The 20,531-nt window shown below is 52.7% G+C and carries 10 protein-coding genes and 3 rRNA genes; 3 read left to right on the top strand and 10 right to left on the bottom strand.

Features of this window, described 5'->3' with window-relative positions; all coding sequences use genetic code 11:
* The first annotated feature begins 183 nt into the window (after positions 1-183).
* Positions 184-2,022: an excinuclease ABC subunit UvrC gene (gene uvrC, locus DF283_RS10865; protein WP_303674895.1), complete on the top strand. Its 1,839-nt coding sequence runs from the start codon at positions 184-186 to the stop codon at positions 2,020-2,022.
* Between the two features lie 18 nt (positions 2,023-2,040).
* On the opposite strand, the gene DF283_RS10860 is transcribed toward uvrC, so the two are convergent.
* A complete protein-coding gene (locus DF283_RS10860) occupies positions 2,041-2,739 on the bottom strand; it encodes a response regulator transcription factor (protein WP_303674894.1) in 699 nt (232 codons plus the stop codon).
* 370 nt (positions 2,740-3,109) lie between these two features.
* Here DF283_RS10860 and DF283_RS10855 point away from each other — a divergent pair, with 370 nt between their 5' ends.
* Entirely contained in the window at positions 3,110-3,877 is a 768-nt protein-coding gene (locus tag DF283_RS10855) for a response regulator (protein ID WP_303674893.1), read from the top strand.
* Positions 3,878-4,017: 140 nt separating this feature from the next.
* On the opposite strand, the gene rrf is transcribed toward DF283_RS10855, so the two are convergent.
* The 9 genes from rrf to DF283_RS10810 all read right to left on the bottom strand — a co-directional run bounded on the left by rrf (position 4,018) and on the right by DF283_RS10810 (position 19,033).
* A 5S ribosomal RNA gene (rrf, locus tag DF283_RS10850) occupies positions 4,018-4,133 on the bottom strand.
* A 162-nt stretch (positions 4,134-4,295) separates the two neighbouring features.
* A 23S ribosomal RNA gene (locus tag DF283_RS10845) occupies positions 4,296-7,304 on the bottom strand.
* A 386-nt stretch (positions 7,305-7,690) separates the two neighbouring features.
* A 16S ribosomal RNA gene (locus tag DF283_RS10840) occupies positions 7,691-9,204 on the bottom strand.
* The 16S, 23S and 5S rRNA genes sit together here, the layout of an rRNA operon.
* 593 nt (positions 9,205-9,797) lie before the next feature.
* Positions 9,798-12,056 (bottom strand): type I DNA topoisomerase, encoded by a 2,259-nt coding sequence (gene topA / locus DF283_RS10835; RefSeq protein WP_303674892.1) that lies wholly within the window; start codon positions 12,054-12,056, stop codon positions 9,798-9,800.
* Positions 12,057-12,344: 288 nt separating this feature from the next.
* Positions 12,345-12,527, bottom strand: coding sequence for a CPXCG motif-containing cysteine-rich protein (locus DF283_RS10830; RefSeq protein ID WP_303674891.1), 183 nt, complete (start codon positions 12,525-12,527; stop codon positions 12,345-12,347).
* A 39-nt stretch (positions 12,528-12,566) separates the two neighbouring features.
* On the bottom strand, positions 12,567-14,561 hold the full coding sequence (locus DF283_RS10825) for a sensor histidine kinase (RefSeq protein ID WP_303674890.1): 1,995 nt from the start codon (positions 14,559-14,561) through the stop codon (positions 12,567-12,569).
* A gap of 271 nt (positions 14,562-14,832) precedes the next feature.
* Positions 14,833-16,125, bottom strand: a complete 1,293-nt coding sequence (locus DF283_RS10820) for an NAD(P)/FAD-dependent oxidoreductase (RefSeq protein WP_303674889.1) — start codon at positions 16,123-16,125, stop codon at positions 14,833-14,835.
* Between the two features lie 250 nt (positions 16,126-16,375).
* A complete protein-coding gene (locus DF283_RS10815) occupies positions 16,376-17,551 on the bottom strand; it encodes a hypothetical protein (RefSeq protein WP_303674888.1) in 1,176 nt (391 codons plus the stop codon).
* Positions 17,552-17,596: 45 nt separating this feature from the next.
* Positions 17,597-19,033 carry an MBOAT family O-acyltransferase gene (locus tag DF283_RS10810; RefSeq protein WP_303674887.1) on the bottom strand — a complete coding sequence of 479 codons (1,437 nt, stop codon included), beginning with the start codon at positions 19,031-19,033 and terminating at the stop codon, positions 17,597-17,599.
* Positions 19,034-19,806: 773 nt separating this feature from the next.
* On the opposite strand from DF283_RS10810, the gene DF283_RS10805 reads away from it, so the two are divergent.
* The gene (locus DF283_RS10805; protein ID WP_303674886.1) at positions 19,807-20,448 is read left to right on the top strand and encodes a lipocalin family protein; all 642 of its coding nucleotides are present in this window, start codon (positions 19,807-19,809) and stop codon (positions 20,446-20,448) included.
* Positions 20,449-20,531: the final 83 nt, after the last annotated feature.

The following is a 20,531-nucleotide window of genomic DNA, read 5'->3' as shown; positions in this document are numbered from 1 at the left end:
ATGACATGGCGAAAAGCCCTCCCGAAACCTGAAAGGCAGCTGGGTCAAATGGCTGGGCTCCTTGGCAGGCCCTATGGCGAACGTTTGACAAACGAGCGATAATAAAGGGGTTGGCATCGTGTAAAATCCCGCAGTTGGATTTTTGCGGCCGGAATTCACCTTTATTCACCGCATAGGCCCTCCATGTCACAGTCCGCATCGCCTTCCTTTGACTTTAAGACCGCTTTGCTGCGGTTACCGGATCAACCCGGTGTGTACCGCATGTTTGGGTCGGATGGCACACTGCTCTATGTGGGCAAGGCCAAGAACCTGAAGAATCGGGTCAAAAGCTACTTCCAGAACCCCGCCGGTCTGGCTCCCAAGGTCGCTGTGCTGATGCAACAGGTGACCCGTTTCGACTATATTTTGACCGATACGGAGATTGAGGCGCTCATTCTGGAGTACAACCTCATCAAGCAGCATCGGCCCAAGTACAATATTTTGCTGCGGGACGACAAAAAGTTTCCATGGATTGGGCTCAGCGCGGAAACCTATCCCCGTCTGTTTATCACCCGGGAACCCACCGGGCGGGGGAAATTTTTCGGTCCGTACGTCCACAGTAGCAATATGTACAAAACCTTACAGGTTATTCGCAAGCACTTTCCGCTCAGGCAGCGGCGCAAGCCCCTGTTTAAAAACCGGCCCTGCATGAATTACTCCATCGGTACGTGTTCCGGGCCGTGCCAGGAGCTGGTCACCGCCGCAGAGTACGCGGAAGTGGTGAAACAGGTGGAACTGTTTCTGAAAGGGAAAGCGGACGACCTGATAGAGCGGCTGGCGCTGGAGATGCAGCGGGCCAGCGAGGCGCTCAACTTTGAGCTGGCTGCCAAGTTGCGGGACCGCTATCTGGCGGTGCAGGACGTGGTGGCTCAACAAAAAATCTACTACCCGGACGCCAAGGTCAGCCAGGACATTGTGGCAATGGCCAGCAACGCCCGCCGATGCGCCATTGTGGTCCTCAATATCCGCCGGGGAAAGCTCATTGGCAGCCGCCCGCACGATATCGCCCTCACCCATCAAAGCAGTCCCGAGGAGGCATATAATGCCTTCCTGACCCAATATTATCAAGACGAAGAGCCCGAGGATCTGCCCGATGAAATCATCCTGCACGCCCCCATTGAGGATGAAGGTTTGTTTGTGGAATGGTTAACCGCAAAGCGCGGCAAAAAAATCAGTATTACCCAGCCCCAAAAGGGCCTGAAGCGGGAACTAATCGAGCTGGCCATCAAAAACGCCACGGAAACCCTGGAACAAGCGCAAGGACAAGAAGAGAAGAGTCATCGCAACGACCCGGCCAGAGCCTTGCTCGAACTGCAAACCACACTGGGACTACCAGAGTTTCCGGCCCGTATGGAATGCTATGATATTTCCCACTTCCAGGGGTCGCAAACGGTAGCATCCATGGTGGTTTTTACCAATGGCGTTCCCGATCGCAAGGCCTACCGCCGATTCAAGATCCAGATTGCAGAAGGGGAGCCCAATGACTTTGCCAGCATGCACGAGGTCATCACCCGGCGGTTCCGAAGGGCCGTTGAGCAGCAGGACGGCTGGGAGCCGCCCAATCTGGTCATCATTGATGGCGGCAAGGGACAGTTATCCTCCGCTTTGGAGGCCCTGGGCGCACTGGGCGTGCAGGATCAGCCCATCATCTCCCTGGCCAAAAAGTTCGAGGAAATTTATCTACCGGGAGAATCCCGACCGATCTTGCTCTCGCGTACCTCCGGGGCCTTGTTTGTATTGCAGCAGATTCGGGATGAGGCCCACCGGTTTGCCATTACCTACCACCGGGACTTACGCGGAAAACAAGCCACCCAGTCCTTACTGGATAGCATTAAGGGGATTGGGCCTAAACGAAAAGAAACGCTGATGAAGCATTTTGGCAGCATAAACAAACTCCAGTCCGCATCGCTGGAGGAAATTGCCGGGCTGCCGGGCTTCAACCAAAACATAGCCCAAGTCATACACAGCGCGCTGAAGGAGTAACCGCCCCAATGGGCAGATTTACAGCAAGCTCTCGGTCAAGGCCTTTACGGCAGCCTGAGTCCGATCTTCAACCCCCAGTTTTTGGGTCAGGTTGCGAATGTGGGTTTTCACGGTGTACGGGGAGATTTCAAGCAACACACCAATCTCTTTATTGCTTTTGCCCTGAGTAATCAGGCGCAGTACATCGAACTCCCGCTCCGTCAAATCAAGCCGTTTGGAACCCCGGTGAGACAGGGTCGGCGAGGCAGCGGGCGGCACCTGGGCGCCTTCGGAGTGCCCCAAAAACCCCAAGGCTTTCCGGGAAATCAGAGGATCCAGCCAAAGCGCCCCTTGCAGCACACAATCAATGGCCAACCGCAGCCGTTCCACACTGATATTTTTGACACAGTAGGCATCTGCCCCGGCGCTTAAGGCAGCGCTCACCTTATCCACGTCATCGTGATAGGTAAAGATCAGCACCTTAACCTCAGGGTGGTGCTGTTTGATGAAACGTGTCGCTTCGATGCCGCCCATTCCGGGCATGGAAATATCCAGCAACACCAGGTCCACTGGTTTTGTAGCCAAGTAAGCCAGCATGGCGTTGGCGCTTGATTCCTCGTAGACGCCAGAAAATATCTGCATTTTCTCCAGCGCATGTTTTAAGCCCATGCGGGTAATTTCGTCGTCATCGACAATCATGGCTTGCACACTTGATGTGACGACAGATTGATCAACCATCAAACAAAACCTCATTGCAGAATACTTAATGATACTGAATGACGTGAAACTGGCCTGACAAGTGCAAGCCGAAAATATGAGCGATACCAATAAAGCCAAATCATTCGCAAACAACAGGGATGTTTAATATCTTATACTTTAATGGGATGAATGACCACAAACTGAAGGAACCATTCAAAATAACAATTAAACTCAGCCTTTTGGGCTAATGCCGGCAATTAAGCAACTACACATGAAATAGACTCTCAAATACCCTGACAGCGAAGATAAGTTATATCGTATTTAATTGCGCAAAGGGTGGCTATAATAAACTTGTTTATAACAAACAAGGAATAGGCCCCTCCCCTGTCTAAAAGCCAAAGAATTGCCAATGAAAAAGAAGATCCTGGTTGTCGAGGACAATCAGCTCAATTACAGACTCGCTGAATATATCCTGACCCAAAGCGGCTATGCGGTAGAGTGGGCTTGCAATGGCAAAGAATGTCTGGACATGATCCAGCAAAGCGGCTACGCGGGCATTTTAATGGACGTCCATATGCCCGAACTGAATGGGATTGCAGCGACGAAGATCATCCGTCAAACCTATTCCCAGGAATTATTGCCCATCATTGGCGTAAGCGCTGATGAGGCAACCATTAACTTGGACGATCTGATTCAGGCCGGTATGAATGGGCATGTATCCAAGCCCTATCAAATTGAAACATTATTAGCAAAGATCCACAGCTTCATTGCAGAGGGCGCGGCAACCCAGCCACTGTCAGAGGAGACAAATAAACCTGTACGACCAGAAACGGCAGCCGCAACAGAGTGGCTCGATTTCACCAAAGTTCTCAAGCAATCGCACGGTGACCTGTCGCTTCTAAGAAAGACAGCACCGCTCTTGCGTAAAACCACCCGAGAAGTATGGTTGCAAATAGACCAAGCTCTCATAACAAGTGATCATGCTGCACTATTGTCTCATCTGCACCGGTTAAAAGGGACCATTGGCGCCTTCACCACAGAAGGCCCCTTTCAGACCATCGGTGAACTGGAAGAACTGGTCGCAAAAAATGCTATTATGGAAGCAACTACGCTCCTCCCAGACTTGAAAAAAAGCATTGATGATCTGGATGGGTTACTGCAACAACATTTGTCCTAACCTGCCTTAATCAAAGACTCAAAAAGCTGAGTAAAGTTCCGTGCGGGGAGGGGGTGTGTGGAGGGCTTGGGCGTATGCTTCTTCCAGTGGAAGCAAAAAAAAGCGCCAGTATCGCTACTGACGCTTTTTTCTAAATAAACCCTTGGCAGAGCGCTATCTTTCCGGGACCTTACGGTCCGAGTATTGTCGCGGTGAGCAGTCTTTTCGGCCGTGTTCGGAATGGGAACGGGAGTTTTCCTGTCACTAAACTACCAAGGAAATCTGTCACTCTGGATATACCAGAACTCAAATACCTTGAAGACTGCATAGATCACAGACAACACTGTTTGAAGCGCATTGTCCGCATTTCATCTCTAAACCTGAAATCAACTGTTCTTGCTTTCAAATTACTCGTTATTTTCAATGAATCAACGTGTTATAGGAAAAGCCCTCGTGCGATTAGTAACACTCAGCTGCACTTGTTGCCAAGCTTCCACTTGTGTCCTATCAACCAGATTATCTTCCTGGGCACTTACCGCGTTGACCGCGTGAGAGATCTCATCTTGTGGTGGGCTTCGCACTTATATGCTTTCAGCGCTTATCCACTCCGAACACAGCTACCCGGCGTTTACCACTGGCGTGATAACCGGTACACTGGCGGTTCGTCCGACCCGGTCCTCTCGTACTAAGGTCAGATCCACTTCAAATCTCTTGCGCACATGCCGGATATGGACCGAACTGTCTCACGACGTTCTGAACCCAGCTCACGTACCGCTTTAATGGGCGAACAGCCCAACCCTTGGAACGTACTACCGCTCCAGGATGCGACGAGCCGACATCGAGGTGCCAAACCTCCCCGTCGATGTGGACTCTTGGGGGAGATCAGCCTGTTATCCCTATGGTAACTTTTGTCCGATGAGCCACGGCCCTTCCATGAAGAACCGCAGGATCACTAAGCCCGACTTTCGTCCCTGTTCGACTTGTAGGTCTCACAGTCAAGCTCCCTTCTGCCTTTACACTCTTTGGCCGATTTCCATACGGCCTGAGGGAACCTTTGGGCGCCTCCGCTACTCTTTAGGAGGCGACCGCCCCAGTCAAACTCCCCGCCTGCCACTGTCCAGTCGCCGGAATTGTGCGGCAAACTGTTAGAAATCCAACTTTGTAAGAGTGGTATCTCAACGACGGCTCCACTGAAACCAGAGTTCCAGCTTCAAAGCCTCCCACCTATACTGCGCATACAAAGTCAAATTTCAATGACAAGTTAGAGTAAAGCTCAATAGGGTCTTTCTGTCCTGGCATGCGTAGGCCGTATCTTCACAGCCATTCCTATTTCACCGAGTCCCTCTCCGAGACAGCTCCCAGATCGTTACGCCATTCGTGCGGGTCAGAACTTACCTGACAAGGAATTTCGCTACCTTAGGACCGTTATAGTTACGGCCGCCGTTCATCGGGGCTTAGGTTCACAGCTTCGTGTTGCCACTAACCGCTCCCCGTAACCTTCCGACACCGGGCAGGCGTCAGCCCCTATACATCGTCTTGCGACTTAGCAGAGACCTGTGTTTTTGGTAAACAGTCGCCTGGGACTATTCGCTGCAACCCTATCACGCTTCGGACCGCTTGGATCCTACACGCTACCAGGGTACCTCTTCTCCCGAAGTTACGAGGCTATTTTGCCGAGTTCCTTAGAGAGGGTTATCTCGCGCACCTTAGTATTCTCTACTTACCCACCTGTGGCGGTTTACGGTACGGATACTATTAAACCTGGCTCGCGAAGCTTTTCTCGGCAGCGTGGCGTCTGTACCTTCGGGTTCGTAAACCCTGCGCATCACGTCTCACGTCTTGACGCCCGTGCGGATTTTCCTACACGAACTAGCTACACGCTTGCACCAGCACTTCCAATCGCTGGCATACATAGCCTTCTGCGTCCCTCCGCAGCTCATAACGGTTTAATAATAGTTCAGGAATATCAACCTGATGTCCATCGACTACGCCTTTCGGCCTCGCCTTAGGTTCCGACTAACCCCACGCGGACGAGCCTGCCGTGGGAAACCTTAGGTTTTCGGTGCATTGGATTCTCACCAATGTTTTCGCTACTCAAGCCAGCATTCTCACTTCTGCTTCGTCCACCAGTCCTTATCGGTCTGACTTCAACCTACAACAGAACGCTCCCCTACCCAAATACAATAAATTGTATTTGCCATAGCTTCGGTACTACGCTTAGCCCCGTTCATTTTCCGCGCATTATCTCTTGACCAGTGAGCTATTACGCACTCTTTTAATGGTGGCTGCTTCTAAGCCAACATCCTGGTTGTCTAGGAAATAACACCTCGTTAATCACTTAGCGTAGATTTTGGGACCTTAGCCGATGGTCTGGGCTGTTTCCCTCTTGACCACGGAACTTATCTCTCGCAGTCTCACTGCCGGATATCACTTTACCGGTATTCGGAGTTTGTCTCGATTTGGTACCCCGTTCTAGGGCCCGCACCGAATCAGTGCTCTACCCCCGGTAAGATACGTCCGACGCTGTGCCTAAACACATTTCGGGGAGAACCAGCTAGCTCCTCGTTCGATTGGCATTTCACCCCTAACCACAACTCATCCCCGAATTTTTCAACATTCGTGGGTTCGGACCTCCACGTAGTGTTACCTACGCTTCATCCTGGCCATGGTTAGATCACGAGGGTTCGGGTCTAACTCCAGTAATTATTATTCGCCCTATTCAGACTCGGTTTCCCTATGGCTCCGGGTACTAACCCCTTAACCAACTACTGAAGTTAACTCGCTGGCTCATTCTTCAACAGGCACGCCATCACCCTATCAATAGGGCTCTGACTGCTTGTAAGCACACGGTTTCAGGTTCTATTTCACTCGGGTTTCCACCGTTCTTTTCGCCTTTCCGTCACCGTACTAGTTCACTATCGGTTACGAGCAGTGTTTAGCCTTACGAGATGGTCCTCGCAGATTCATACGGTATTTCACGTGCACCGTACTACTCGGGATGACTCCAACAGATCCTTCGCTTTCGTCGACGTGGCTATCACACTCTATGGCCCAGCTTTCCAGCTGTGTTTGACTAGCTAAGATTTTGTAACTGTTTACCGGATCAACAGCTCCGGTGGGAGGTCCCACGACACCCCATACACAACGCCTGTCAGCTATCACATGTATGAGGTTTAGGCTCTTCCCCGTTCGCTCGCCGCTACTAAGGGAATCTCTGGTTTGATTTCTTTTCCTCCAGGTACTAAGATGTTTCAGTTCCCTGGCTTACCTCCGTATACCCTATGGATTCAGGTATCGGTCACTGGACATTACTCCAGTGGGGTTGCCCCATTCGGATTTCTACGGATCAAGGCTTATTTGCAACTCCCCGTAGTGTATCGCCGCTTATCGCGTCCTTCATCGGCTGCTCGTACCTAGGCATTCTCCGTGCGCTCTTGGTAGCTTTACCTAAAACATTGATTCATCCATTTTTTCTGTATCAATCAATCTCTCAATTGATACGCGAGTAATCCTTTTTTATTTCTCAGTTTGAAATAAGATTACGCAAACAGAATCTTTCTTTAATATTTTAGAGATTCAATTTGATCTATGCAGTTGTCAAAGTACAAACTTTAATAACTCAATTCCTCAGATGCAAATCCTCGGAATCTCGCTACCTCAAGGCTCTCACCCTGAAGACTGAATATCGGAACGACTCAAACGTTCAAATGCGCCTTTGGTTACTTCTAAAACGTAAGCCTGAAAATGAAGTAACTACATCACACTGGAAACCAGTATGAATGACGTCGACCTAGGAGTATAACCAACCAAAATTGTTGGTCATGCTCTCCTTAGAAAGGAGGTGATCCAGCCACACCTTCCGGTACGGCTACCTTGTTACGACTTCACCCCAATCAAGAGTTCCACCTTAGGCGGCTCCCTCCTTACGGTTGGGACACCGACTTCGGGCATAACCCTCTTTCGTGGTGTGACGGGCGGTGTGTACAAGGCCCGGGAACGTATTCAACGCAGCGTGCTGATCTGCGTTTACTAGCGATTCCGACTTCACGTAGTCGAGTTGCAGACTACGATCCGAACTGAGGGACGGTTTCAGGATTTGCCAGACATCGCTGCCAAGCTGCCCATTGTCCGTTACCCATTGTAACACGTGTGTAGCCCTGGACATAAGGGGCGTGATGATTTGACGTCATCCCCACCTTCCTCCGGTTTGTCACCGGCAGTCTGGCCTGAGGGTTCAGCATCTTACGACCTGTAACAACAGACCACGAGGGTTGCGCTCGTTGCGGGACTTAACCCAACATCTCACGACACGAGCTGACGACAACCGTGCACCACCTGTCTTACGGCTCCCGAAGGCACCCCACGCTTTCACGCAGGTTCCGTAGATGTCAAGCCCAGGTAAGGTTCTTCGCGTTGCATCGAATTAAACCACATGTTCCACCGCTTGTGCGGGCCCCCGTCAATTCCTTTGAGTTTCACTCTTGCGAGCGTACTCCCCAGGCGGGATACTTATCGCGTTAGCTACGGCACAGATGGGGTCGAATCCACCTACACCTAGTATCCATCGTTTACGGCCAGGACTACAGGGGTATCTAATCCCTTTTGCTACCCTGGCTTTCGTTCCTCAGCGTCAGTTATGGCCCAGTCACGCGCTTTCGCCACCGGTGTTCCTCCTGATATCTACGCATTTCACCGCTACACCAGGAATTCCCGTGACCTCTACCACACTCTAGTCGCCCAGTTTCCAATGCCATGCTGGCGTTGAGCGCCAGGCTTTAACATCAGACTTAGGCAACCGCCTACGAACTCTTTACGCCCAATAATTCCGGACAACGCTTGCATCCTACGTCTTACCGCGGCTGCTGGCACGTAGTTAGCCGATGCTTCCTCTGCAGGTACAGTCATTATATTCCCTGCTGACAGTAGTTTACGAACCGAAATCCTTCATCCTACACGCGGTGTTGCTGCGTCAGGCTTTCGCCCATTGCGCAAAATTCCCTACTGCTGCCTTCCGTAGAAGTGTGGGCCGTGTCTCAGTCCCACTCTGGCTGGTCATCCTCTCAGACCAACTACTGATCATCGCCTTGGTAGGCCTTTACCCTACCAACTAGCTAATCAGACGCAGACCGATCTCTTACCGATAAATCTTTAATCAACAGCATTCCAGCCATTGACTTATGCGGTATTAGCACCGGTTTCCCGATGTTATCCCCCAGTAAGAGGCACGTTATCTACGCGTTACTCAGCCGTCCGCCACTGATGTACCCCGAAGGGCCTCATCGTTCGACTTGCATGTATTAAGCACACCGCCAGCGTTCGTCCTGAGCCAGGATCAAACTCTCCATTACAGAAATCTTTTACCCGAATCTTACGATTCAGTGTCAGTCACTCAACTTGCATCAAGTAACTTCGAAATCTTCAGGATTATTCCTGTTTCTCTGGCTCTCGTTGTTTAGATTTGAACGGAGTCTTTGTATGTTCCAATATTCAGTTTTCAAAGTACGAACCCTTGAAAAACCATTCGACTTAGAACTCTATATAATCAATCGAGATGACTGAGGTATTTATTGTTCTGGAGTGAGGGGTTTTTCTTTCGGGAGGAGTTTTATCTTACCGCTTCCACTTGGCTTGTCAACTAGTTGTTTACTTGCCAGTTTCAGTGAGTTCTTCAACTCGACCCGGTGACTTGAGGGGAGTTATATCTTATCGCTTCTTACCGGCTTGTCAACCACTTTTTTGTGAGCTGCTTTACTGGCTTCTGGCGACTCGTTTCGCTCGCCCCTTCTGTCGTGAGGGGAGTATCATAGTAAGTCGAGGAATTGGGGTTGTCAACTGATCCGTGCAAGAGCTTTAAAAGCGTTTAAAACTATTTCCCTCACTGAATTTTCGACAATTCTGTATTAATAACTAAAGCAAGCTCATCACAATTTCTTTTTGCGGTTTAAGAGTCTTGAGCTTTGATTTCCCCAAATTTGGGGCTCCACCACTTCCCTTTGGACTGGAAGTACACCACATCGGCGTGCTTTTTTTCCTGACGGGCCTTGGTATCGGAGCAACGCAACAGCTGCTTTTCCTGCCCGTCTTTCACATAAGGATAAATTTCCAGATTTTTCTGGCAAACCGGACAAGGGTAAGGGCTCATCTCCACCGGTTTCCCAGTGCCAGCCTCCTGCCGGGCCTGCGGCTGCTCCCACTGACCGCTGCGATCCGACCAGAACAAAACCAGGTTCTCACAAGTGCCCACGCACTTTAAAAAGTAACCCTTCTTCACTTTTTTGGTGGGGACTTTCCCCATGGGTTGGGCGCACTGGGGGCATTTAGTGCGAGACTTGGCCAAATCCTGATTGTTATTCCCGCCCCGGTACAGGCGCTGGGGGAACTTTTCCTTAATGGCCAGCCGGGCTTTTACCAGTTCCGGGGCCAGATACGACTGATTCCAGCCAATCAAATACTGCTCCCACTGCTGTTTGCCCTCGGCAATGGCATCCAGACTGCTCTCCATGGCCGCGGTAAACTCGCTGGACACAATATCGGGCAGCACATCCAGCAACACCTGATCGGTGCTGAGGCCCAACTCGGTGGGGTAAAGGGCCTTACCCTTCAGGGCCAGATACTGGCGCTCTTTCAAGGTTTTGAGGGTGGAGGCAAAAGTAGAGGGCCGCCCAATGCCCCGCTTTTCCATCAACTGCACCAGGCGAGGCTCCGTGTAGCGAGACGGCGGCTGGGTTTGCCGCTGGTCATGCCCCGCTTCCGCCACCGGCAGGGGTTGATCTTTTTGCAGCGTGGGCAAATGAGAGGCCTTGTCCAGGTTGTTCCAGTAGAACGTGTAACCGGGGAACTCCACCATCATGCCGCGAGCTTCCCAACAGACAGGACCCGACTGAGTGAGAATGACGGTTTTCATCAGTTTGGCGGGCGCCGCCTGAGAGGCCACCGCTCGACGCCAGATCATGGCATACAGTCCGTACTGATCAGGGGTTAGATACTGCTGAATGCTTTTGGGGGTGATAAACACATCGGTGGGACGGATGGCTTCGTGGGCCGCTTGCGCGCTGTCCTTCACCTTGTGTTGCCTGGTTTTTCCGGTAGGCAGGTTTTTGGGGTCTTTTTGGGAAAGATAACTGCGCACCTGCTCGATAAACTCCGGGGACAGCTCCACGGAATCGGTACGCATGTAAGTAATCAGACCCTTGGGGCCATTGGCCAGCTCCACCCCTTCATACAGGGACTGGGCCACAGCCATGGTCTTTTCCGGGTTCATGCCCAACTGGGACCCGGCGCTTTGCTGCAAGGAACTGGTGATAAACGGAGGCGGAGGCGACTTGGTGGTCAGCTTGCCTTCTGCCTTAAGCACCCGATGGGGCTCTTGCCGGGCAATGGTCACCAGGCGCTCGGCCTCGGCCAGCGTTAGAACCTTGGTGGATTCCGGCGCTTGCACCTCATCGGACTTGGCATCGTCGTTCTTGCCATCTTCGCTGGCCTCGTCTTGAGTCGTCTCCTCCGCCGGGCTGCTGGCACCGGCTAAAGCTAGCTGGCCCTTGTAAAACGCCCGAAAAATAATGGGCTCCGGGCTATCCATTTCCGGGGAAGCGGTCGGCTCAATTTGATAGTTCACCCACACCGACCAGTAATCCTGCGGGGTAAAGGCCTGAATTTCCCGCTCCCGCTGGCAAACCAGATGCAAAGTGGCGCTTTGCACCCGCCCGGCGCTTTTACCCCCGGTGGAGTTCCACAGCAAGGGAGAAACCCGATACCCCACCAGCTTATCCAGACACTGGCGGCAGCGCTGGGCGTTGATCAGGTCCATATCCAGCCGAGTGGGCGAGGCCAGGGCGGACTTGACCGCCTGCTCGGTAATTTGGGTATAAATCACCCGCTTGGGGTCGGATAACTTGAGTTGCTGGGCCACGTGCCAGGCAATGGCCTCCCCTTCCCGATCCGGGTCAGTGGCCAGATAGACTTCATCGGCGTTCTTGGCGGCGGCCTTGAGCTTTTGAATGACCTCCCGCCCCCGATCGCCCCGGGCGATATAGCGGCAAATGACCTGATTGTCGCCCAGCTCAAAGCCCAGGGCGTCCTCGCCGTCATGGGCCAGTTCGGTGATGTGGCCCACGCTGGGCTGCACGTTCCAACCCGCGCCCAGAATACTGCGCAGGGTTTTCAACTTACCGGGAGACTCTACTATCAGCAGCTTGGCCATGCTCAACTATCCAGAATTTTTACTCAGAACTTTTGACTCAGAATTTTTTATTCAAAACTTCACAGGTGCCGCCGCTCGTCAACCGATCACGGGCGACAGTCCCCGGGCTTGCCCATATCCTGCGAGATTTTAAAATACCACACCACGCGCCGGGGCGGTGGAATCCCAAAGCACTATTAAGCAGAATGACTCACAAGCGCGCGAGGGGATGGAATAGCCCCCGCTTCATCAAGATAACTCATCGAGAAAACCGGCCGCTTCCGCAGTCCCGGGCTTACGACTTGCCCCTTAACTTTCCGGCTCACTATCGGCCACATAGACCTCTTCGTACTCATCCCACCACACGGACAGCCGGTTGGGCTGACAGCACACCTGACAGTCCTCCACATAGCGCTGGCTCTCCCCGCCGGAGGGATCCACGAATACGGAATTTTTCTGAAAACAAAAAGCGCACAAGAAAAAAGAATCCATACTGCGTTTACGGGCCTTTCCTAAGCATTGTTGTGCGGTCTAAACCGCCATTTTTCTGACGGGGCCGGTCGTGGTGGCCTTTTCCACTTGTTGCATCACGGGCAGCGAGATAAAAAAGCGGGTCTGCTTCTGCACTTCACTGGTGACCCATAACTTGCCCCCATGCAGTTCCACAATGCGACGGGAGATATACAAGCCCAGTCCGGTGCCAATCTGTTTAAACTTGCGAGACAGGGAATAATACTTGTCAAAAACTTTGGGTATCTCTTCAGGCGGAATCCCCTTGCCTTCGTTGTAGACCTCAATCAGCAGGCATTCGCCATCATCACCCCGAGATTCCACCGTAATACTGACCCGGATGGGCGCCCCTTTGCGTCCGTAACTAATGGCATTAGACAACAAATTGTGGAATACCCGCTTCATCTGAATCACGTCAATCCAGGCATCCGGCAACGCCATGGCCGCATCCAGCTCCAAAGGCGCGTCCTTTTTCTCGGCCAAAGGCTGCAGGCTGCTCATGACCTCTTTCGCCACCCCGGCCAACTGGGATTTTTGACGGTGTAACTGCACATGCGAGGATTCCAGCTTGTAGAACAGCAGGGTGCTGTTCACCATCTCCACCAGATCATGCACACTTTCCTTGGCCCCCAGCAGCAATTTGCGCTGCTCCTCGTTAATGGGGCCAATGGTGCCATTCCCCAGGGTTTCCAGTACCATTTGCTGGGCCAGCAAAGGGGTTTTCAGGTCATGGGTCAGGGTGGCCACATAGGTTTCCTTGACCCGTTCCAATTCTTTGCTGGTAGAAATATCGCCCAGCACGCAAATGAAACCGGGCTCTTTTTTCCCGTTTTTTTCCTGCACAATGCGGGAAGCGTTCAAGCGCAGGGTTTTAGGGCTAGTCTCCGGCGCGTCGATGATCCGGGTTTCCAGTACATCCGGCAAATCCTGGGCAAATTGGGTGGTGGTGCAAAGCAAGTGAGACAATTCGCTGCATTTGCCCAAATTCGGGCATTGGCATTCAAACAGCTGAAAGAAGTTCCTTCCCTGCAAGGCGACTTCATCTTGCCCCAGCCAGTCCCGAATAACCCGGTTGGAAATCTGCAGGTCCAACCGCTCATCCAGCAGCAAAATGCCGTCTGGCGAAGCTTCCACAATCGTCTCAAACTGCTTCTGAGCCTCTTCCAGCTCAAACTTATGCCGCTTGGAGCCCATAATCACCAGCCCCAGCAGAAAGAGAATCATGAGCCCGCCCACCCACAAGCTGCTCCGCTGAAACAGCAGGGTTTCCGTGGGCGGATTGACCGGATTGAGCTGAAGCCGCCAGGGCTGACCCAGTAAATTAAAGCGGGAGGTATACACCCGCTTGTTGACAGTGCCATCAATGGTGACATGTTCAAACAGCTTCACATTGGCCGGATCGATCAACTGGATTTGATAGGCGGAAAAAGAAGGGGCCAGAGGCTGAAACACTTTCTCCATGGAGATTTCGCCAGCGGCAAACCCCAAAAAATCGTGTCGGGCATTATTGCGGTAAATCGGGATGAAGGCCCAGAAACTTTTAGGATGATTCAGGAATGGAATCAGCCGGGAGGTGGAAGGGCTTTGGGAATTCTTGGCGTTCAGCAAAGCCCGGGTCATGGGCCCCTGTTTCAGCAGGGAGTAGTTGTACAGCCCTGCGTTTTCCGGCGTCAGCGGATACACCTGCCGAATGGTCAGGGAGGGGTCGATATACAACAGGCGTTGAAAGCCCCCCAGGGTGGAGGTGATGGATTTACCGTACTGTTGGAAGTCGTAATGGGTAATGTCGGTAAAATTCTGGTAAACGACTTTCAAGGCGATTAAAGCCGTCACATGCTCTTCCAGAGAGGATTCCACCTTGGCTTGCAAGCGCTCGGCGTCCAGAATCTGCCGGTTGCGCTGATCCTTGCGGAAGCCTTCCGCCAGCAGAGCATCCATCAGCACAATCACGGCCAGCCCGGTCAGCAAGAGCAAGGCCAGCTCTTTCTCCTTGATGAGCCTTTTGAGGAACCCCATACGCTTTTTCCAGCCTGATTACCTAACCTAACTGATTATAGCTTACTCCGTTCCCGCAGCCCCACGCCATTACCCTAGGGGCTACTACACTCTGGAGCGATTCGAGGGAGCCCACGGAGAGACCGTCCGAAAAGACGCCACTCCGGGCGTGTCTGAGTGTCGGAGAGAAACCACACACCCCAGACCACTGGGCATTGGCTCAAGACCATCCGTGCAAAATCGGGAGGGAGGCCTATTGAAAAAAAATAACCGTAAAAACTGAAAGCGGGAATTAATCGTAGGATCCCTTACCCGTGATCAGGCGGGCGCTGTGGCGTCGGGTGAAGAAGGCCCATAGCCACTGCAACATGACCAGTACCTTATTATCAAACTCCACCAGGTACATGACGTGGACAAAGGCCCAAATAAACCAGGCCGGGAAGCCACTGAGATGGACTTTATGCAGATCGGCCACCGCCTCGTTGATGCCAATAACGGCCAGATTTCCCTTGTTGAGATATTTGAAGGGCTGAACCGACTGGCCTTTCTGGCGCTTGAGAATAGATTGGGCCAAATAACGGCCCTGCTGCATGGCCACCGGGGCTACCCCCGGTAAGGGACGTTTATCGGGGGTGTGGGAGTAGTTGGCCAAATCGCCCACAATAAAAATTTCCGGGTGCTTGGGAACGGACAGGTCGGCTTCCACAATGACCCGCCCCCCCCGATCCAGCTCGCAGCCGGTTTTCTCGCATAACAACTGTCCCAGGGGAGAGGCCTTCACCCCAGCGGCCCACAGGATGGTTTCCGCCGGAATATGCTCGGTGTTTCCCTGAGCAGAGAGAGTAATCATGCCTTCCTGAATATCGGTCACAGAGGTGCCGGTGCGCAAAGTAACGCCCAAGCGCTCCAGGGTTTCCCCGGCCTTTTGAGATAAATCCTCGGGGTAGGCGGCCAACACCCGGGGCCCCATTTCCACCAATATAATGTTGGCCCGACGGCAGTCAATGTTCTTGAAATCGGACGGCATACTGAAACGGGACAGCTCGGCCAGGGCTCCGGCCAATTCCACCCCGGTAGGGCCCCCGCCCACGATGACAAAGTTCATCAAGGCGTCCCGCTTTTGGGGATCAGGCTCCTGCTCGGCTTTTTCAAAGGCCATAAAGACCTTACGCCGCATATCCAGAGCTTCTTCCACCGTTTTCAGGCTCTGGGTATGCTGGGCCCAGGCATCGTTGCCAAAGTAGTGGGTCATCCCGCCAGTGGCCAGCACCAGCATGTCATAACTGACGCCCTCGGCGTTGTGCTTCAGTTTCAGGGTTTTGGCCTGCGGATCGATATCCAGCACCTCATCCATGATGACCCGTACGTTGGAAAACTTTTTCACAACGGTGCGCAAGGGGGATGCAATATCGCCCGGAGACAGGCTGCCGGTGGCGATTTGGTACAACAACGGTTGGAACAGGTGAAAATTACGCTTGTCGATCAACGTTACCTTGACCGGCTGATTGCCCAAGGCCTGAGCCGCATACAAGCCGCCAAAGCCGCCGCCAACGATGACCACATGCGGAACCCAGGGAGCTGTCATTTCGGAACGTCCTTCTATCTTGTTTTCAATAAAAATGAACGGTGAGTGAGGAGACAGGGTGTTAACGGAGTGTCAAAAAATATCAAAATGATGGTGTAGGCTGAACACTTTAGTTGGCAGTAGTATTTCACAAAGGGCATCCCCGGATCAAACAGGAATACGCCAACCGGCAGGCAACATTTAGGAATGCTCAAACAGCCCCGTCCGGCTCAGGTGAAAAATCCGCTGTGAAAGCGTGCCAAAGCGTATTTTAAGACCGCCCTGTCAACCGCTCGGCCAGGGTTTGGGTAAACCACCGGGCTCCCTCCGGGGTCAAATGCCGGGGGTCGGCGAAGGTCCCTGCTCCCAATGCTTTTGTCGCCGCTGGTGAATACCGGTTCAGATCGATCCATAGTACCGGATATTTTTTTAATAAATGGGCCACTCCCCGCTGATAATCGGGATGCAGGGGAGAATGCTGAAATGCCTGCACATAAGCTGGGTGGTTCGGCCAGGTCACCAAGGCCACCGGGATGCCCTGATGCTGACAATAAGCCAGCAAGGCCCTGATTTTCTCGAAATTCACCGACGTCTGGGCGTCAATATAGTACTTTCGGGCTTCCCGAACACTATCCGCAATGCCTTGCCGGGTTGTCATGTACGGGCTTTGGGCCTTGGGGTACCAGCCTCCGGATAGCATTTTATCGGTGACCCAGGCCGGTGGGGGCGTGTCCGCCTCATCCAGAGAAGCGGTCACAGCATCATCCGCAGGCGATTCCGCCATGGCCGGGGCATTGGCCCACACCGGCAGACGCTGGGTGACTTGCCGCATCTTGCCACCCACTTTATCCAGCAGGCTGACCGGAGAAAACGTGTTGCGGTATTGCCGCAAACTACTGAAAGCAGAGGTCACTAACTCCTGCTTGACGTTGTCCGCCAACAGCGGATTCGACAAATACGAGAAGAGCTGGTTGGACTCCTGTTCAATGAGCGTTCGGTAATAGAGCGCCGATAAATAATAGTAGCGGGAGTCTGTCTCCTGAATGGAGGGGCTGAGTTCCAGCAACACCAATTGGGGCTTGCCATAGCGTCGTTGATACAACTGAAGGGTGGCCAGCATAATATCGTAGCGATTGTTGGGCAAGCCCAGATTGAAACTTTTCACGCCATGGCCCATGCGAGCATCAAAGAAGGCCGGGATGAAGCCGTTGTTGGTTTGAGAGGTTCCCAGAAACAGCACATTGACCGAGGATGGGCCGTAAACATTTAGCAGTTGCAGCTTGGCCGGTAAAAAATTACCGTACTTGAAATTAAAGCGCTGATTGAGGGGCGAGCAGGTCACCAACAGGGAAACCAACAGATTGAACACGCCAAAGCCCACCACGCCCAGCAGCACAGGTCGCCAGCGCTGACCCGGAGGTGGGGGGGCGGCAGGCGGTTGTGGCATGGAGGCAGGCAAATGCTTTGGGGGCGATTGGTTCATCATCAACATCTAGAATTGAAAGTAAATAAACTGCTGGGAGGAACGCCCCCCCAGAGTAATCAGCCCGTAGAGAAAAATCCCGTAGGCGGCGGCGATGGAGGCCTCTTGCCACAAGGGATGGGTGAGCCGGGGCCGGTAGTAGCGAATCAGGGCATGTCCTACAAAAAACAAAATCACCAGTAACAAGGCGGTTTCCGGGGCCATAAAGGCATGTCCATCCTCCACGCTGCCCGCAGGCGTGGCCAGGGTTTGCCAATGGAAGGGATTGAGCAGTGCGCCTAAAAAATGCCAGGCCTCCTGAAGGGTGGGGGCCCGAAAAAAGACCCGGGTCAGGCACACCGCGTGAAAGGTTATGATTACCGCCAGCGCCGTGGGAATGAAACGATTGATTTTGAAGTAGGCCGCCGTTTTATAGATGCACAGGAATAATCCATTCAGCAGGCCCCAGATTACAAAATTCCAGCTGGCCCCATGCCACAGCCCACCCAGGCCCATGGTGATAAACAGGTTGCGGTAAGTGTTAACCTTGCCGTGCCGATTGCCCCCCAGCGGAATGTACAAATAATCGCGCAGCCAGCGAGACAACGAAATATGCCAGCGCTGCCAAAACTCCGACATGTTTTTGGCGAAGTAGGGGGCGTTGAAGTTCTCTGGCAAGGTGTAGCCCAGTATCAGCGCCGATCCCTGAGCCATGAGCGTGTAGCCGAAAAAGTCGCAAAACAGTTGCACGCTAAACCCGTACAGGGCAATCCAGTTGGTATTAAAAGCCTGCAAGCCGGGATGCCCGAAAATGGTATCGACATACACGGCAATGACATCGGCGATAAACACCTTCAGGAAGAAACCGGTGCAGAAGCGGTGAATGCCCTGAATCAAGCGGGCCTTGTCAAAGCGAGGGTTGTCGTCAAACTGGCGCAGCAGTTCACTGGCCCGCACAATGGGCCCGGCAATCAGGTGAGGGAAAAAAGCCACATAGGTGGCAAAGCGCACAAAGGAAGGATCTGGGGTTTCCTTACCCCGATACACGTCAATCAGGTAACTGATCAACACAAAGTTGGTAAAGGAAATCGCCAAGGGCAGGAAGATATCAAACTGTTGATGGGCGGCAGGCAGGTGCAGCCATCGCAAAATCTGCTCGCTGGTTTGGGCCAGGAAGTTGGCGTATTTAAAGTAAGCTAGTAACAACAACTCGGTAGTCACGCCGAAAATCAGCAAGGACTTTTTAAAGTCAGGCCAGCGAACCATGGCCACGCTCAAGCCGTAAAAGTATAGGGAGTCCACAAGGATCAGCGGGCCGTATATCAACCCGTGCGGAGGACTCCAGCTCATGTAAAACCCATAACTGGCCAGCAACAGCAAGGGCACCCGAAAACGAGGCGGCACGTTCCAGTACAACAGGGCCACCAGGGCCAGGAACAGGATATAAGTCAGGCTGTTAAACAACATACGGCGTCAATCGGGTTTCCCGGGGGGCGGTGAGGAATACACCAATAAAAAACAAAACCGCCCCAAATTGCCACCCATCGACCCCTTCGCCAGCGTATGCCCAAATTCCTTACCCCTGAACAGAATAACAGCGCGCCCTGATTCAACAAGACACGCTGTTACTCCGGTTAGTCAAAGTGTTAATGGAAGGTGGTGGTAGAAAATTGAGCGAGAATTGAACTAGGAATGCGGCAATTTGGCGCTTTCATTCACCAAAAACATGCCACACACAATTGATGATCCGGTTACGATCAAGGCAGCCACGTAAACATCCATAAGTAACCTCCTCATTCCTTTATTTCTTTCAGTCGGGATTTTTGAGTTATTGAGTCGTTATGGCTTTGAAATGGAATTGAAAATAAAGAACTACGTTTTTTGAATTGTCTCGCGCAGCGAGCGACTTTCCCTACGCTTCCCCCGGAAGCTCGATGGTTTTGACATCCCCTTGAAATTGATGATGCTCATATTGTACAGGATGAAGCCCAACCTTGTCACCCGAAAGTCGACCCATAGACGGAATGATTTGAGCATGGCACCTCTGGCGAATTCCCATCAAATCAACACAGCCAATCGTCTCATACCCCCTTGGCCCCATCGCCGCCAAACCCCGGTCCGGCAACTTTAAGCCAACAACAGGACGACAACAGGCATATAGACCGGCTGGTCAATTGCGTGTGGGCTGTCTTTTACCTTCAATCTAACTATCCGCAGCAAGGGCCCACGAAGGAGCCACCATGAAAAAACGGGTTTATCACACCACCTTATTCGGATTAGGACTAACCCTACTGGGGCTAGTCAACGGACTCTTCTGGGGGAATTCGCTCCCTGCCCATGCCAAGACTCCGGCCCCGCCCACCACGGTGGCGCATGTGGATCTGGAGAAATACACCGGCAAGTGGTACGAGATTGCCGCCATCCCCATGTTTTTTGAGCGCAAGTGCGTGGGCAACACCACCGCCGAATACACCCGGCTGGCCTCCGGGGAAGTTTCCGTGTTCAATAGCTGCCAACTGAGCAATGGCAAGCGGCAAAGCGCCACCGGCCTGGCCCGGGTGGTCGATCCCAAAACCAACGCCAAACTCAAAGTCAGTTTTCTTAACCTGCCCCTGTTCGGCTGGCAGTTCTGGGCCTCTGGCGATTACTGGATCATCGATCTGGCCGATGACTACAGCACCGCCCTGATTGGTCATCCCACTCGCAAATACGGCTGGATACTCTCCCGCACCCCGGAATTGCCTACGGAAACCCTGAAGGGCCTCTCTAAAAAACTGGCAGACCAAGGCTACAACCCCTGCGATTTCATCACCATGCCGCAAACCGGTGGCTTCAGTCAGAAACAGCCCCTGTGCGTGGCCGTCAGCCCGACGGCCAAATAATCCGGCGGTTTTAACCGGCCTGCGCTGCAGCGAGAATACTTCCAATATGTTTTCTCAGGATATTGCCTTAAAATGGGCACGTC

The organism is Vampirovibrio chlorellavorus, from assembly GCF_003149375.1.
In the GTDB taxonomy this organism is placed as follows: Bacteria; Cyanobacteriota; Vampirovibrionia; order Vampirovibrionales; family Vampirovibrionaceae; genus Vampirovibrio; species Vampirovibrio chlorellavorus_B.
The sequence above is the reverse complement of the archived record's forward strand: the minus strand, read 5'-3'. Positions and strand labels throughout refer to the sequence as shown.